Below are 14,823 nucleotides of genomic sequence, written 5' to 3' on the forward strand. Positions count from 1 at the left end.
GCTGATGGGTCGCTCTGCCAGGGTTCTGGCGTTAAAAAAGTCAAAAAAACGACTCTTTTGTCGCTAAATACCGGCATTGGCCAAATATTTGTCGATCATGCGCCTGATGGCCGAAGCTTTCAATCGGTTGATGCGCGGCGGACGATTTTTGTGCAAATACATGCGGGTCTTAGTGCTAGGTCAGCTCCTGCATGCAGCAATCTGCCGCCGCCTGTGGTCGAGATCTGCAATGGGCTGTCCCTTGGGAGAAGCGTAATGGGTAAGGCAATGGTGATCCTGCACGGCAAGCAGGCGATGAACGAAGATGTGCGCACGGCCGTCCTCGCCCAGCGTGAGCGGGGCTGGACGCTGGATGTGCGGGTGACCTGGGAGGCGGGTGATGCCCAGCGGCTGGTGGCCGAGGCGCTGGCCGCCGGCTACACCCATGTGGTCGCAGGGGGTGGCGACGGTACTTTGCGTGATGTTGCCGAAGCCATGGGGCAGGCGAACACGCAGGCCAGCCTGGCACTGCTGCCGTTGGGCACCGCCAACGACTTCGCTAAAGCCGCGGGCGTGTCATTGCAGCCGGCTGAGGCATTGGCGCTGCTGGACATGCCGGCTCGGCCAATCGATTTGGGCAAGGTTGGCGACCAGATGTTTCTGAACATGGCCACCGGCGGGTTCGGCAGTCAGGTCACTGCCAACACCTCCGAGGACCTGAAGAAGGTACTGGGCGCAGCGGCTTACTTGTTTACCGGGCTGTCGCGCTTCAGTGAGTTGCAGGCCGCGTCTGTGGAGCTGACAGGCCCGGACTTCCACTGGCAGGGTGACTTGCTGGCGCTGGGCATCGGCAATGGCCGCCAGGCAGGTGGTGGCCAGGTTTTGTGTGGCGATGCCCTGGTGGATGACGGCCAGCTCGACATCGCTATCCTGCCGGCACCGCAAGAAGTGGTAGGGGCACTGCGTGAGCTGCTGGCCGGCGAAGGGCTGTTCGTTCGGGCTCGCTTGCCCTGGGTCGAAATCAAAAGCTCCCAAGGCCTGGACATCAACCTCGACGGTGAGCCGTTACAGGCTGACAGCCTGCGCTTCGAGGCCCTGCCTGCGGCGCTGCGTTTGCACCTGCCGCCAAATTCGCCGCTGCTCAGTCATCCAGGCTGATGATTTTCTCGCGTACGGCGAACAGTACCAGCCCCGCAACGTCGTAGATCTGCAGGCGTTTCATGATCTGCGAGCGATGGGTTTCCACCGTTTTGATCGACAAGGCAAGGCCGGCAGCGATCTCGCGGGTGGATTTGCCCCGTACGATCAGGCGCAGGATTTCCAGCTGCCGCGCAGTGAGGTTATGGCGGTCGATGTTCGGCTGCTTGCCCTGCTGGGCACGCATGAGTGCCTGGTTGATCACCGTGTGGGCGATGGCCGGGCTGAGGTAGCGCTCGCCACTGCGCAGTGCTGCCAGTGCCTGCTCCAGCTCCATTGCGGTGGCATCTTTGAGCAGGTAGCCGTGGGCGCCGCTTTCCAGGGCGCGCATGATCAGGTCCGGGTCGGTGTGCATGGACAGAATCAGCACTTTGCAAGGGTTGCCTGAGGCGCGCAGCAAGGTGAGCGCATCGAGGCCGCTGGTCATGCGCATGGAAATGTCGAGCAATACGATGTCGGGCGCCAGTTGCTGAGCTTGCTCGAGCAGTTGGTCGCCATCGTCGGCTTCGCCGACCACGGTGTAGCCAGGGATGTCAGACACCAAGGCACGTACCCCGGCTCGAATCAGCGAATGGTCATCGACCAGCAGCAGTCTACAGGTCATTGGATAGCAGGTGTCCTGGCGCGTTCATCGGTGCGGGGTGTCCATGGGAACAAGACCTCGATGCGGGTGCCCAGGCCCAGTTGGCTGGTGATTTTCAGCGTGCCCTGCAGTGCTGTGGCACGCTCCTGCATGCCCGCCATGCCGCGCTGGCCTGCCTCGGCGGGATTGGCGGCGGGGATGAAGCCCTGGCCATCGTCCTCTATCGACAAGCTCAGGCCGGCGGGGCTGCGCTGCAGGCGGATGGTCAGGTTGCGCGCCTTGGCATGGCGCAATATGTTGGTGACCGCCTCTTGCGCGATGCGAAAAGCAGCCATGCTCACCTCCTCGCAAATGCCACCCAGCCTTTGATGGCACTCCAGGCTCCAATGCATGTCGGTGCTTGCGAGCGTGCGCACCAGATGTGCACGCAGGCTGGCTTCCAGGCCAAGGCTCGCCAGCTGCCGTGGGTTGAGGATTGCAGAGACGTCGCGCACTTTGCTCAGCGTGTCATCGAGTGTGCTGCGCAGGGTGCCGCATTGGGCCTGCAGATCGGTTGGCAGCCGCCGCTGCAACCACTCCAGCTGTAATTTGGCAGCGGTCAGCAGTTGGCCAATGTCGTCATGCAGTTCGCGGCTCAGGTGCTGGCGTTCGCTTTCCTGGACTTTGAGCATACGATCGGCCAGCTCTGCCGGGCGCAAGCTGATAGACCTGGCTCCTAGGCTCAGGTGCCAGCCGACCCCGCACATTGCTATCAGCTGTAACAGCATCAGGCTCGCCGGTATGGCATGCCCGGCGGTGAACAGCAGCAGGTTGGCAAATAGTGACGCCACGCACAGCAATGCGGTGGCCCAGCGCAGTGCAGCGGAGAGGGAGCGGCAACGCAGGGCATTTTTCAAGCGTGGGAGCATAAATGGGAAGCCACTGAAACCTTGCTGATGGAGGCCTTGCGCATGTCTTGCCGGAGGCTTTGGCGTGCTGCTTTCAATAAATGCCAAGTGCGCGTTGAGGCGATCCATATACGGGTGACCGGTACTTGTTAGTGGGCATGGTATCACTTCAGGACTGTTTGGTCGCGAGTGGGGTATTGCTTTGAAACCTCAAGGTTTGCGGGGCCATCAGGGGGCTGCGAAGGCCTGATTCGAGCAGCAAATAGCCATCATCGATTGCCCTGGATGGCCCGCCCAGTTCAACTTGCGCGAATACCGGTAAACAGGCTGTAGGAACTTTCGGCTCTTCACTAGTTGGACCCGGATTCGGTCTTTCAGCGCTGCCTTAGTTGCAGGTCGTCAATGACTGCTAGTGCGTTTTTCTGCGCAAGTTGGGCGGCTGTCCATGGGGCCAGCCTGGGGTGTGTCGGCACGTTCGCTGTGCGTTTCCTGGCAAGGCGCACACGTTTGCGGCAACGGTTGGTCCAATGCGTTTGCCAGCTCAGCCAGCAAGGCGGTCTGTTCGCTGGCATCGAGGGCAAGCCGCCCGGTGTGCGTATCCACAAGCTCAAGTTGCCAGGCCAGGAGGGTCAGGCAGTCCGCCAGTGCAGGCAAGGCCTGATTGTGCAGGTGCAGTTGGCTGCAGGCCGGGGCGAGCAGTTGCTGCAAGGCGCAGGCGTAGTGGGCGACTTCAAGCAGGCCCAGGCCGCTGGCGCGCCGGGCAAGAGTATCGAGGGTGTTGATCAGGCAATGGCAGGCGTCAGGGTCATTGGCGATCAGTTCCAGGTGGTGCAGGCACTCCTGGGACTGGGTCAGCAACACTTGCGCATCCAGCAGAAAGTCCTGCAGAGCGCTGCTGTCGAAAGCTGAACTGCCCATCATGTGGTCCCGGCCCGTAACGAGGGAGCGGGGGACGGCCAAGCCGTGTCGTTCGCTAGCAAAAGCCTGACTCCATTCATGCAGTGAGAATGGCGTCACATTAATGGCTAAAGGATGGCGCGAACATCAGGTTGCACCCGGTTGACGCTAGGGGTTTCCCTGATGGTGATCTAGGGGTGGAGAGCTTCTCAAGGCCAATGTGTCCCAGGCCGGGCAACTGCAGTAAAGCATGATGTTAATATGATATCAATTGGCTCGCGAAGCATTTTCGTTCAAGGGTCAAGCTGCGCATGCAGCAGCCGATACAGGGTGGATGAACTCACTTTATTCCGAATTGAGCCTGGGGGTTTTCCAATGGCTGGCATTCTCGACACGGTAGACCAACGAACGCAACTGGTGGGTGAGAACCGCCTGGAAATCCTGATGTTCCGCCTGGCCGGGCGCCAGTTATTCGCCATCAATGTGTTCAAGGTGCAAGAAGTGCTGCAGCTGCCCAAGTTGACATTGATGCCACAGCGCCACGCGTTCGTCTGTGGCGTGGTCAACCTGCGAGGGCAGACCTTGCCGGTGATCGACCTGTCCCAGGCAATCGGCATGCGCCCGCTGCAGCCGGGGCCGGACAGCACCATCATCGTTACCGAGTACAACCGCTCGGTGCAGGCGTTCCTGGTGGGTGGGGTCGATCGCATCGTCAACATGAACTGGGAAGCCATCATGCCTCCGCCTTCCAGCGCGGGCCGCCAGCATTACCTGACGGCGATCACCAAGGTGGACGAAAACCTGGTGGAGGTCATCGACGTCGAGAAAGTGCTGGCCGAGATCGTGCCTTACAACGCGAAGGTCTCCAACGACAAGCTCGCTGACCCGATACTGGCGCGCGCCCGTGGCCGTGAAGTGCTGCTGGTGGACGACTCCAGCGTGGCGCTGGCGCAGCTGCGTGACACCCTGTCGCAACTGGGGATGAAACTGCATGTTGCCAGCGATGGCCTGAAGGCTTTGCGCATGCTCAAGGGCTGGGCCGATGCCGGCGAGGACATGAGCGAAAAACTGCTGATGGTGTTCACTGACGCAGAAATGCCGGAAATGGACGGTTATCGGCTGACCACGGAAATCCGCAGCGATGCGCGCCTGCGCAAGCTGTACGTGGTGTTGCACACCTCGCTGTCAGGCAGTTTCAACGAGTCCATGGTCAAGAAAGTCGGCTGCGACAATTTCCTTTCCAAGTTCCAGCCTGATCGCCTGGTCGACGTGGTCAAGCAGCGGTTGCTGCTGGATTCGACCACTGCGTGATCCGTGCGGTAGCCGGGTATAATCTGGCATTTGGCACGGCACGAGGCAGGCAGGGATGTTTCTGAGTGAGCTGTATCGGTATCCGGTGAAGTCGGCGCAGGCGCAGCGCCTGCAGGCTTCACGGGTCGACAATCTGGGGTTGGCGGGTGACCGACGCTGGCTCGTGGTCGAGCAAGACAACGGGCGCTTTCTCACCCAGCGCGCCTGGCCGCAGCTCAGCCAGCTCAAGGCTGGCGAAGGGGAGGCGGGTACGCTGCTGCTGGAGGCCCCGGGGCTGCCCGCTCTGCATGTGAAGGTGCCGCCTGCAGATGATGGCCTGCGCGGCGTGACCATCTGGCGTGACACGTTGCGTGTGCCGGATGCCGGCGATGAGGCGGCGGCCTGGTTATCGCAATTGCTCGGCAAGCCAGTGCGGCTGGTCCACTGCCCGGAGCACCGGGCGCGCTACCTGCCCAGCGGTTATGGCTTGAACAGCGACAGGGCGGCCTTCCCCGATGGTTTCCCGTTATTGCTGATTGGCGAGGGTTCGCTGCAAGAGCTGAACCGGCGCATTGGCCGGCCCATGGAGATGCTGCGTTTTCGACCCAATCTGGTGGTGCAGGGCGCAGAACCGTTTGCCGAAGATGGCTGGAAGCGCATTCGCATTGGCGGGCTGGAGTTTCGCCTGCTCAAGCCGAGCGTGCGGTGCATCTTCACCACGCTGGACCCTGAAACCGGAGCGCGCAGCCCGGACCGGGAGCCGTTGACCACCCTCAAGACCTTTCGCGAGCGCGAGGGTGACATCCTGTTCGGGCAGAACCTGGCGGTGGATGGCTGTGGGCGGCTTGAGGTAGGGATGAAGGTCGAAGTGCTGGAGTAGCGGTAGCAAGCAGGTGCCTCTTCGCGAGTTGGCCCGCGAAGAGGCGGCGTTGCTTCACATGTCGTCGAAATACCGCTCGTGCCAGTCCACCAATGGCTGTGGTGCGTTGAGCTTCTGCCCGTAGATCACCGAGTAAGACAGCACGTTCTGCACATACTGACGCGTCTCGTCGAACGGAATCGATTCCACCCACACATCGAAGCTCAGGTGCTTGGCGCCCTTGAGCCATTGGCGCACGCGCCCGGGGCCGGCGTTGTAGGCGGCGGACGCCAACACCCGGTTGCCGTTGAACTGGCCGTGCACCTGGCTCAGATAAGCTGCGCCCAGCTGAATGTTGGTGTCCGGGTTGAGCACCTGGCGCGGCGACGCCAGCGGAATGCTGAACTTGCGCGCGGTTTCCTTGGCTGTGGCCGGCATCAACTGCATGAGGCCACTGGCACCTACACTGGAGCGCGCATCCTCCATGAAGGCACTTTCCTGGCGGGTGATTGCGAACACCCAGCTTGAGTGCAACCCACGCACCTTGGCTTCGCGTACCAGCGTGTCGCGGTGGGCCATCGGGAAGCGGATGTCCAGATCATCCCAGTACTTGGCCTGGCTGATGGTGCGAATGGCCGGGAAGTACCAGCGCAGGTCATAGGCCAGGCGCGCCTGTGCAACCATCTCGTCGCGGCTGAAGTGGCGGCTGACGTGATACCACTCGCGGCGGCCGTCGACGATCTGGCCACGGGCATGGAATTCCAAGGCGCGCTGGATGCCCGGCGTATTGCGTACCTTACGCACCAGTTGCGGGCTCAGCACCAGTGGCTTGTTGTTGAGCTGGTAAGGGGTTTGCGCCCGGTCGGCCGCGAGGAATCCGTAGAAGTCCCGTTCGCGCGCCACGTTCTTGTACAGCAGCAGGCTTTGCGGGTTGTTTGGCTGGGCCAGTTCCAGGCTGCGCGCTTGCCAGTACTGCCAGCGGCTGCTGCTGGCCAGGTCTTGCGGCAGGCGCTTGGTCAGTTCGTAGGCGTCTTCCCAGCGGCCCAGGCGCAACAGCAGGCGCAGACGCCACTCGGTGACGGTGTTGTCCCGCAGCTCTGGGTCATAGCGGGTCATCAGGTCAAGGGCACGCGGGTCATAACGGCGTGCCAGGGTCAGGCCGATTTCACGGGCGATGGCCACTTTCTCGTCGCTGGAGAAATGCATGCGCTGGGCGTAGTCGTCGAGCAGGGCCATGGCCCGCTCAGGGTTCTGGCGAGCCAGGCGGCGCAAGCCCAGGCTCACTACATCGGACATCGCCTCGTTGACCGGTGTGAAGCGCGATGGCTGGTTGAGCAATTCGGGTTTTTGCGCGACATCGACCAGCAGGCGGCCTTGCGGGCCGAGCGTGGTCAGGGATTTGACCAGGCTGTTGGCCAGGGCATAGTTGCGCGCCTGGGCTGCCAGTTTGGCGCGGTTCCAGCGCTTGGCCTCGGTCAACTGACCTTCGGCGGCCCACATGCCGAACAGGGCGTCGCAGGCGGCCGGTTGCGACTTGCCTACGTTCCACAGTTTCTCGGCGCTGGCATAACCCTCGGCGCGCAGGCCATGGCTGAGTTGGTACTGGCCGTTGAGGCAGTCCAGTTCGGTGAAGTTGAGCTTGGGGTCGTAGTACTTGACGAAGGTGTCCCACTCGCCGCGTTCGGCCAGCCAGCGCAACCAGCGCAGTTTCATCCAGTTGGCCTGGGGAAGGTCGCCATGTTTGGCCAGAAACGCTTCGATTTCCTGGTTGCTGGCGCTTTTCAGCCGAGCGGTCAGTTCGTCGTAGGCCAGGTAGGGCGTCAGCGGGTAGTCGCGCAGGGCCTGGGCATAGCGCAGGTACGGGCCTTTGTCGCCCTTGGCCAAGGCACGCTTGGCCTCGTCGTAGTACTGACGTTGCTGAGAGAGGTCGATGGCCTGCGCCGCGCTGGCGGTGGCGGCGGTAAGCAGCAGGCAGGAAGCAATCTGTAACAGGCGGCTGCGCATGATACGTCCGGGCAGTTGAACCATGGGAAAGTGACGGCGGAGCCAACACTGTTGGAAGCTATTGTTCTAGCTTAGCTGTTTGCCGGCAGCGGGTGAAAGCACTGTGCTTGTATCAAGGCGTTAAGACCGACCGGATGTCGCAATGCCCTGGCAGCGCGGGCAACTTAATGCTGGAACGGGCCAACTCAGGTAGAATGCGCGCCCGCTTTCTGGAGACGAACATGACCCTGCTCAAATTCAGCGATGTGTCCCTCGCATTCGGCGCGATGCCGCTGCTGGACAAAGTGTCCTGGCAGATCGCCCGTGGCGAGCGGGTGTGCATCATCGGCCGCAACGGCACCGGCAAGTCGAGCATGCTGCGCCTGGTCAAGGGCGAGCAGAAGGGCGACGACGGTGAAATCTGGCGCGCCCCTGGCCTGAAGATCGGCGAGCTGCCGCAAGAACTGCCAGTGGCTGACGAGCGGACTGTGTTCGACGTGGTGGCCGCTGGCCTGGACGGCGTTGGTGAACTGCTTGCCCAATTCCACCACCTCAGCCAGAACATCCAGGGCGACGATGACCTGGAAAAACTCATGCATGTTCAGCACGAGCTCGAAGCCCGTGACGGCTGGCGCCTGCAGCAGGTGGTGGAAAGCACCCTGAGCCGCCTGCAGCTGCCTGCCGACAAAACCCTGGCCGAGCTGTCCGGTGGCTGGCGTCGACGGGTGCTGCTGGCGCAGGCGCTGGTGTCCGAACCCGACCTGCTGCTGCTCGACGAGCCGACCAACCACCTGGACATCGGCGCCATCGCCTGGCTCGAAGAGGCCCTGCGTGGTTTTAACGGGGCGGTGCTGTTCATTACTCACGACCGTTCATTCCTGCAGAACCTGGCAACCCGCATCCTCGAACTGGATCGTGGTGGGCTGATCGACTGGAACGGTGACTACGCCAGCTTCCTGGTGCACAAGGAAGCTGCGCTGGCCGCCGAAGAGACCGCCAACGCACTGTTTGACAAGCGTCTTGCCCAGGAAGAGGTGTGGATCCGCCAGGGCATCAAGGCCCGCCGTACCCGCAACGAAGGCCGGGTGCGCGCACTCAAGGCGTTGCGTGTCGAGCGTAGCGAGCGGCGTGACCGTCAGGGCAAGGCGAACATCCAGATCGAGGCCGCAGAGAAATCCGGCAAGCAGGTGATGGTGCTGGAGAATGTCAGCTTCCACCACGCTGGGGGGCCAATGCTGGTCAAGGACTTCTCCATGGTCCTGCAGCGTCAGGACCGCATTGGCCTGTTGGGCGCCAACGGTACCGGCAAGACCACGCTGCTCAAGCTGATGCTCGGTGGCCTGGAGCCTACTTCGGGCAAGGTCGAGCGCGGCACCAAACTGGAAGTCGCCTACTTCGATCAGATGCGCCACCAGCTCGATCTGGAAAAAACCGTGATCGATAACCTGGCCGAGGGCCGCGATTTCATTGAAATCGACGGCCAGAACCGGCATGTGCTCAGCTACCTGGGCGATTTCCTGTTCAGCCCCCAGCGTGCTCGCACACCGGTCAAGGCGCTGTCGGGCGGTGAACGGGCGCGTCTGCTGCTGGCCAAACTGTTCAGCAAGCCGGCCAACCTGCTGGTACTGGACGAACCGACCAACGACCTGGATGTGGAAACCCTCGAGCTTCTTGAAGAGGTGCTGTGCAATTACAAGGGCACCGTGCTGATGGTCAGCCACGACCGGGCCTTCCTCGACAACGTCGTCACCAGCACGCTGGTGTTCGAAGGCGAGGGCAAGGTGCGTGAATATGTGGGTGGCTACGAGGACTGGATCCGCCAGGGCGGTTCGCCAAAGCTGTTGGGCGTGACCGAGAGCAAGGGTGGCAAGTCCGAGCTCAACAGTGCCGTGGTCCAGAAACAGGACGAGCAGGTGGCGCCGGCGCCAGCCCCGGTGGCAGCGGATGCTTCGAAGAAGAAGCTCAGCTACAAGCTGCAGCGGGAACTGGAGATGCTGCCTGGGCAAATTGATGCGATCGAGCAGCGAATGGCAGTGGCCCAGGAGGAAGTCAACGCCCCAGGCTTCTATCAGCGGCCGATCGAGGAAACCTCAGCGGTGCTGGCCAAGCTGGAGCAGATGCAGGGCGAACTGGATGCCTTGGTAGAGCGCTGGGCCGAGCTGGAAGGTTAAGCCAGTCCCGGCCTCATCGCCGGCAAGCCGGCCCCCACAGGGTAGCCACTGTTCTTGCGAACGGTGGAGATCCCGTGGGAGCCGGCTTGCCGGCGATGAGGCCAGCCAGGCTGGGTCATTCCTTCTTCTGCAACCGCACCGCCAGTACATCGCACGGCGCCCCATGCAGTACGTCGTTGGCCGTTGAGCCCAGCAACAACGCCAGGCCATGGCGGCCGTGGCTGCCCACCACGATCAGGTCGCAGTTCTGCTCCTTGGCGAGCTGGTGGATCTCCTGGCGCGGTTGGCCATAGGTCAGGTGAGAATCACCGCGATTGATCTCGGGGTACTTGTTGAACAGGCGGTCCATACGCTCCTTGGCCTGATCGAACTGTTGCTGCTGCAACTGCGACAGGTCCATTGGCACGTCACCGCCAAAGGCCATGGCCATGGGTTCGACGATATGGACCAGCGAGACCTTGGCGTGTGTGGGGTCGGCGAGCTCCATGGCACGCTTGATCACCGGGTCGCACTCTTCGGTGAGGTCGACGGCGACCAGAAGATGTTGGTAAGGCATGAGCTGTACTCCTGACAATCGCGATAGTAGAAGTATGGTCGCTTCGGGCGGGTGTTGCGTGAAACTGAGTAACCCGCTCATTTGCAACGCTTTATGGGATCTACAGATATGACGGTATTGCTGGTGGTGTCAATCCTTGCGCTGATTCTCAGCCCTTTCGCCTGGCTGCGTCAGTCGCGCAAGCAAGGTGAGCAGATGAGCCTGCGCCTGGAGGCGCGGCGCATGGGGCTGGCCATGCAACTGGCGCCGCAGCAGTGGCCGCACTGGCTGGAAAAAGAGCCGCCCAGCCCTTGCCCGCAGTACCATCGGGCGCGCAGGCGTGGGCATGAAGACAGCTGGTGCTACTGGCAAGTCAGCCCGGGTGTGTGGTGCAACCAGTGGCGTGAAGTGTGTGAGGTAGCGCGCCTGAATGATGTTTTCTCGCGGCTGCCGGGCACCGTCTACAAGGTCGAGGCCGACAAGCGCATGCTCGCGCTTTACTGGAGCGAGCGAGGTGACAAATCTGTGTTGCAGGATATTGCCTACGCGTTTGAAACCCTCGCCTGACCTCCCTTGAACGACAAAGCGGCAACCTGGCACCCGCCCGCAAGGGGTGAATGCCAGGTTGCCGCTTTGTCGTTTCTGCTGCGCAGAAAAGGCCAGGCAGGCCGGGAATTTCTTCAAGCAAGTGGCAGTGTAGCCATCCTGCGGCGCTGTGTAGCCAAAAAAAAAGCAATGGCCTCCTTTTTGTGGTCAATCGCTGACATGAATGATCAGTGATCACTGTCACCATGATTTACACCCACACCCTACAAAATGACCGGAAAGTCGCATTTTCACGGTGCCTGTAAGCATTTGACAACGCCGACCTTTTCGGAGAATGTGTGCATACCCAAATCAAACGGGCGTATGAATTGAGCGTTTGTATGTCACATCGCTCATCCAGAATCCCGACTAGCGCGCTGACGGGTGTGCCTGGGCAGAAGCAGCGAAGCGCTGCTTTTCCACCAGCGATCGGCGTGTACAGTTCAGCTTCCATATCGTGGAGATCAGTTGATGATTTACGAAGGTAAAGCCATCACGGTTAAGGCTCTTGAAAGCGGCATCGTCGAACTGAAGTTCGACCTCAAGGGTGAGTCCGTCAACAAGTTCAATCGCCTGACCCTGGACGAGCTGCGCCAAGCCGTCGAAGCCATAAAGGCCGACGCCTCGGTGAAGGGCGTGATCGTCACCAGCGGCAAGGACGTGTTCATCGTCGGCGCCGACATCACCGAGTTCGTCGATAACTTCAAGCTGCCCGAGGCCGAACTGGTTGCCGGCAATCTGGAAGCCAACCGCATCTTCAACGCGTTCGAAGACCTCGAAGTGCCGACCGTTGCCGCCATCAACGGCATCGCCCTGGGCGGTGGCCTGGAAATGTGCCTGGCGGCCGACTATCGGGTCATGTCCACCTCCGCGAAGATCGGCCTGCCGGAAGTCAAGCTGGGCATCTACCCAGGCTTCGGCGGTACCGTGCGCCTGCCGCGCCTGATCGGTTCGGACAATGCCATCGAGTGGATTGCCGCCGGCAAGGAAAACCGTGCTGAAGACGCCCTGAAGGTCGGTGCCGTCGATGCTGTGGTTGCCCCTGAGCTGCTGCAGGCGGGTGCCCTGGACCTGGTCAAGCGCGCTATCAGTGGTGAGTTGGATTACAAGGCCAAGCGCCAGCCCAAGCTGGAAAAGCTCAAGCTCAATGCCATCGAGCAGATGATGGCCTTCGAGACTGCCAAGGGCTTCGTGGCTGGCCAGGCGGGCCCGAACTACCCAGCGCCCGTCGAAGCCATCAAGTCGATCCAGAAGGCTGCCAACTTCGGTCGCGACAAGGCGCTGGAAGTCGAGGCAGCAGGCTTTGCCAAGCTGGCCAAGACTTCGGTTGCCCAAAGCCTGGTCGGCCTGTTCCTGAACGATCAGGAACTCAAGCGCAAAGCCAAGGCTCACGACGAAATCGCTCACGATGTCAAACAGGCTGCCGTGCTCGGCGCTGGCATCATGGGGGGCGGCATCGCTTACCAGTCGGCGGTCAAGGGTACCCCGATCCTGATGAAGGACATCCGCGAGGAAGCCATCCAGCTGGGCCTCAACGAGGCGTCCAAGCTGCTCGGCAACCGCGTCGAAAAAGGCCGCCTGACCCCGGCGAAAATGGCCGAGGCACTCAACGCCATTCGCCCGACACTGTCCTACGGTGATTTCGCCAACGTCGACATCGTCGTCGAGGCCGTGGTCGAGAACCCCAAGGTCAAGCAGGCAGTGCTCGCTGAAGTGGAAGGCCAGGTGAAAGAGGATGCGATCCTTGCGTCCAACACCTCGACCATCTCCATCAACCTGCTGGCCAAGGCGCTCAAGCGCCCCGAGAACTTCGTCGGCATGCACTTCTTCAACCCGGTGCACATGATGCCGCTGGTCGAAGTCATCCGTGGCGAAAAGTCCAGTGAAGTGGCGGTTGCCACCACCGTGGCCTACGCCAAGAAGATGGGCAAGAACCCGATCGTGGTCAACGATTGCCCGGGCTTTTTGGTCAACCGCGTGCTGTTCCCGTACTTCGGTGGCTTTGCCAAGCTGGTCAGCGCCGGTGTCGACTTCGTGCGCATCGACAAGGTCATGGAGAAGTTCGGCTGGCCGATGGGCCCGGCCTACCTGATGGACGTGGTCGGCATCGACACCGGCCACCACGGCCGCGATGTGATGGCCGAAGGCTTCCCGGACCGCATGAAGGACGAGCGCCGCTCGGCTGTCGATGCCCTGTATGAGGCCAATCGTCTGGGCCAGAAGAACGGCAAGGGTTTCTACGCCTACGAAACCGACAAGCGTGGCAAGCCGAAGAAGGTGTTCGACGCCACCGTGCTCGATGTGCTCAAGCCGATCGTCTTCGAGCAGCGTGAAGTCACTGACGAAGACATCATCAACTGGATGATGGTCCCGCTGTGCCTGGAGACCGTGCGCTGCCTGGAAGACGGCATCGTCGAAACCGCTGCCGAAGCGGACATGGGCCTGGTATACGGCATTGGTTTCCCTCCGTTCCGTGGTGGTGCGCTGCGTTACATCGATTCGATCGGTGTGGCCGAATTCGTTGCCCTGGCCGACCAGTACGCCGATCTGGGGCCGCTGTACCACCCGACCGCGAAGTTGCGTGAAATGGCCAAGAACGGCCAGCGCTTCTTCAGCTGAGCAGCCAACGCCTTTGAGAGAGTAGAGCGAGATTATTGATATGAGCCTCAATCCAAGAGACGTGGTGATTGTCGACTTCGGTCGCACCCCGATGGGCCGCTCCAAGGGTGGCATGCACCGCAACACCCGTGCTGAAGACATGTCTGCGCACCTGATCAGCAAGCTGCTGGAGCGCAATGGCAAGGTCGACCCGAAAGAAGTCGAGGACGTGATCTGGGGTTGCGTCAACCAGACCCTGGAACAGGGTTGGAACATCGCCCGCATGGCGTCGTTGATGACCCAGATCCCGCACACCTCGGCCGCCCAGACCGTCAGCCGCCTGTGCGGCTCGTCGATGAGCGCGCTGCACACCGCCGCCCAGGCGATCATGACCGGCAACGGCGACGTGTTCGTGGTCGGTGGTGTCGAGCACATGGGGCACGTCAGCATGATGCATGGCGTGGACCCCAACCCGCACCTGTCCTTGCACGCTGCCAAGGCTTCCGGGATGATGGGCCTGACTGCCGAGATGCTCGGCAAGATGCACGGCATCACCCGTGAACAGCAGGACCTGTTCGGCCTGCGCTCGCACCAGCTCGCCCACAAAGCGACTGTGGAAGGCAAGTTCAAGGACGAGATCATCCCGATGCAGGGCTATGACGAGAACGGTTTCCTGAAAGTCTTCGACTTCGACGAGACCATTCGCCCGGAAACCACCCTTGAAGGCCTGGCATCGCTCAAGCCTGCGTTCAACCCCAAAGGTGGTACGGTCACAGCCGGTACTTCGTCGCAGATCACCGATGGCGCTTCGTGCATGATCGTCATGTCCGGCCAGCGTGCGATGGACCTCGGTATCCAGCCATTGGCGGTGATCCGCTCCATGGCAGTCGCTGGCGTTGACCCGGCGATCATGGGCTACGGCCCTGTGCCGTCGACCCAGAAAGCCCTCAAACGCGCTGGGCTGACCATGGCCGATATCGACTTCATCGAGCTCAATGAAGCCTTTGCTGCACAGGCCCTGCCCGTGCTCAAAGATCTGAAAGTGCTCGACAAGATGGATGAGAAGGTTAACCTGCACGGCGGCGCAATTGCCTTGGGTCACCCGTTCGGTTGCTCCGGGGCACGCATTTCCGGCACCCTGCTCAACGTCATGAAGCAAAATGGCGGTACGTTGGGCGTGGCCACCATGTGCGTCGGCCTCGGTCAGGGCATCACCACTGTCTTCGAACGCGTCTGATCGCGTAGCGGGACAGCAGCCG

Annotated in this window: 12 protein-coding genes; 7 read left to right on the forward strand and 5 right to left on the reverse strand. The window is 61.5% G+C overall.

What is annotated here, in order from left to right:
- The first annotated feature begins 255 nt into the window (after positions 1–255).
- On the forward strand, positions 256–1,137 hold the full coding sequence (gene yegS, locus ACIPZC_RS11905) for a lipid kinase YegS (protein WP_241803153.1): 882 nt from the start codon (positions 256–258) through the stop codon (positions 1,135–1,137).
- Here yegS and ACIPZC_RS11910 read toward each other — a convergent pair.
- The 3 genes from ACIPZC_RS11910 to ACIPZC_RS11920 form a co-directional block, all read right to left on the reverse strand.
- The gene (locus tag ACIPZC_RS11910; RefSeq protein ID WP_400627069.1) at positions 1,121–1,780 is read right to left on the reverse strand and encodes a response regulator; all 660 of its coding nucleotides are present in this window, start codon (positions 1,778–1,780) and stop codon (positions 1,121–1,123) included. The genes yegS and ACIPZC_RS11910 overlap by 17 nt on opposite strands.
- On the reverse strand, positions 1,777–2,667 hold the full coding sequence (locus ACIPZC_RS11915) for a sensor histidine kinase (protein ID WP_400627070.1): 891 nt from the start codon (positions 2,665–2,667) through the stop codon (positions 1,777–1,779). The genes ACIPZC_RS11910 and ACIPZC_RS11915 overlap by 4 nt, the downstream gene beginning before the upstream one ends.
- 378 nt (positions 2,668–3,045) lie before the next feature.
- Positions 3,046–3,567: a histidine kinase gene (locus ACIPZC_RS11920; RefSeq protein ID WP_400627072.1), complete on the reverse strand. Its 522-nt coding sequence runs from the start codon at positions 3,565–3,567 to the stop codon at positions 3,046–3,048.
- A 351-nt stretch (positions 3,568–3,918) separates the two neighbouring features.
- On the opposite strand from ACIPZC_RS11920, the gene ACIPZC_RS11925 reads away from it, so the two are divergent.
- Both ACIPZC_RS11925 and ACIPZC_RS11930 read left to right on the forward strand, forming a co-directional pair.
- Positions 3,919–4,854: a chemotaxis protein CheV gene (locus ACIPZC_RS11925; protein WP_241803157.1), complete on the forward strand. Its 936-nt coding sequence runs from the start codon at positions 3,919–3,921 to the stop codon at positions 4,852–4,854.
- Positions 4,855–4,909: 55 nt separating this feature from the next.
- Positions 4,910–5,713, forward strand: coding sequence for an MOSC domain-containing protein (locus ACIPZC_RS11930; protein WP_267822266.1), 804 nt, complete (start codon positions 4,910–4,912; stop codon positions 5,711–5,713).
- 54 nt (positions 5,714–5,767) lie between these two features.
- On the opposite strand, the gene ACIPZC_RS11935 is transcribed toward ACIPZC_RS11930, so the two are convergent.
- Positions 5,768–7,696 carry a transglycosylase SLT domain-containing protein gene (locus tag ACIPZC_RS11935; protein ID WP_241803159.1) on the reverse strand — a complete coding sequence of 643 codons (1,929 nt, stop codon included), beginning with the start codon at positions 7,694–7,696 and terminating at the stop codon, positions 5,768–5,770.
- A 221-nt stretch (positions 7,697–7,917) separates the two neighbouring features.
- Here ACIPZC_RS11935 and ACIPZC_RS11940 point away from each other — a divergent pair, with 221 nt between their 5' ends.
- Positions 7,918–9,846: an ATP-binding cassette domain-containing protein gene (locus ACIPZC_RS11940; RefSeq protein ID WP_349974581.1), complete on the forward strand. Its 1,929-nt coding sequence runs from the start codon at positions 7,918–7,920 to the stop codon at positions 9,844–9,846.
- A gap of 115 nt (positions 9,847–9,961) precedes the next feature.
- Here ACIPZC_RS11940 and ACIPZC_RS11945 read toward each other — a convergent pair whose 3' ends face one another.
- A complete protein-coding gene (locus ACIPZC_RS11945; RefSeq protein WP_400627075.1) occupies positions 9,962–10,402 on the reverse strand; it encodes a universal stress protein in 441 nt (146 codons plus the stop codon).
- 108 nt (positions 10,403–10,510) lie between these two features.
- On the opposite strand from ACIPZC_RS11945, the gene ACIPZC_RS11950 reads away from it, so the two are divergent.
- The 3 genes from ACIPZC_RS11950 to fadA all read left to right on the forward strand — a co-directional run bounded on the left by ACIPZC_RS11950 (position 10,511) and on the right by fadA (position 14,801).
- A complete protein-coding gene (locus ACIPZC_RS11950; RefSeq protein ID WP_400627077.1) occupies positions 10,511–10,948 on the forward strand; it encodes a hypothetical protein in 438 nt (145 codons plus the stop codon).
- Between the two features lie 489 nt (positions 10,949–11,437).
- Positions 11,438–13,585 carry a fatty acid oxidation complex subunit alpha FadB gene (gene fadB / locus ACIPZC_RS11955; protein ID WP_400627079.1) on the forward strand — a complete coding sequence of 716 codons (2,148 nt, stop codon included), beginning with the start codon at positions 11,438–11,440 and terminating at the stop codon, positions 13,583–13,585.
- Between the two features lie 40 nt (positions 13,586–13,625).
- A complete protein-coding gene (fadA, locus tag ACIPZC_RS11960; protein ID WP_003248768.1) occupies positions 13,626–14,801 on the forward strand; it encodes an acetyl-CoA C-acyltransferase FadA in 1,176 nt (391 codons plus the stop codon).
- The last annotated feature ends 22 nt before the right edge of the window (positions 14,802–14,823 follow it).

It is taken from the genome of Pseudomonas sp. NPDC089743 (assembly GCF_044748785.1).
Lineage (GTDB): Bacteria > Pseudomonadota > Gammaproteobacteria > Pseudomonadales > Pseudomonadaceae > Aquipseudomonas > Aquipseudomonas putida_X.

Coding starts and splice junctions, on each gene's coding strand:
- yegS (WP_241803153.1), top strand. CDS start 256: ATGGGTAAGGCAATGGTGATCCTGCACGGCAAGCAGGCGATGAACGAA.
- ACIPZC_RS11910 (WP_400627069.1), bottom strand. CDS start 1,780: ATGACCTGTAGACTGCTGCTGGTCGATGACCATTCGCTGATTCGAGCC.
- ACIPZC_RS11915 (WP_400627070.1), bottom strand. CDS start 2,667: ATGCTCCCACGCTTGAAAAATGCCCTGCGTTGCCGCTCCCTCTCCGCT.
- ACIPZC_RS11920 (WP_400627072.1), bottom strand. CDS start 3,567: ATGATGGGCAGTTCAGCTTTCGACAGCAGCGCTCTGCAGGACTTTCTG.
- ACIPZC_RS11925 (WP_241803157.1), top strand. CDS start 3,919: ATGGCTGGCATTCTCGACACGGTAGACCAACGAACGCAACTGGTGGGT.
- ACIPZC_RS11930 (WP_267822266.1), top strand. CDS start 4,910: ATGTTTCTGAGTGAGCTGTATCGGTATCCGGTGAAGTCGGCGCAGGCG.
- ACIPZC_RS11935 (WP_241803159.1), bottom strand. CDS start 7,696: ATGCGCAGCCGCCTGTTACAGATTGCTTCCTGCCTGCTGCTTACCGCC.
- ACIPZC_RS11940 (WP_349974581.1), top strand. CDS start 7,918: ATGACCCTGCTCAAATTCAGCGATGTGTCCCTCGCATTCGGCGCGATG.
- ACIPZC_RS11945 (WP_400627075.1), bottom strand. CDS start 10,402: ATGCCTTACCAACATCTTCTGGTCGCCGTCGACCTCACCGAAGAGTGC.
- ACIPZC_RS11950 (WP_400627077.1), top strand. CDS start 10,511: ATGACGGTATTGCTGGTGGTGTCAATCCTTGCGCTGATTCTCAGCCCT.
- fadB (WP_400627079.1), top strand. CDS start 11,438: ATGATTTACGAAGGTAAAGCCATCACGGTTAAGGCTCTTGAAAGCGGC.
- fadA (WP_003248768.1), top strand. CDS start 13,626: ATGAGCCTCAATCCAAGAGACGTGGTGATTGTCGACTTCGGTCGCACC.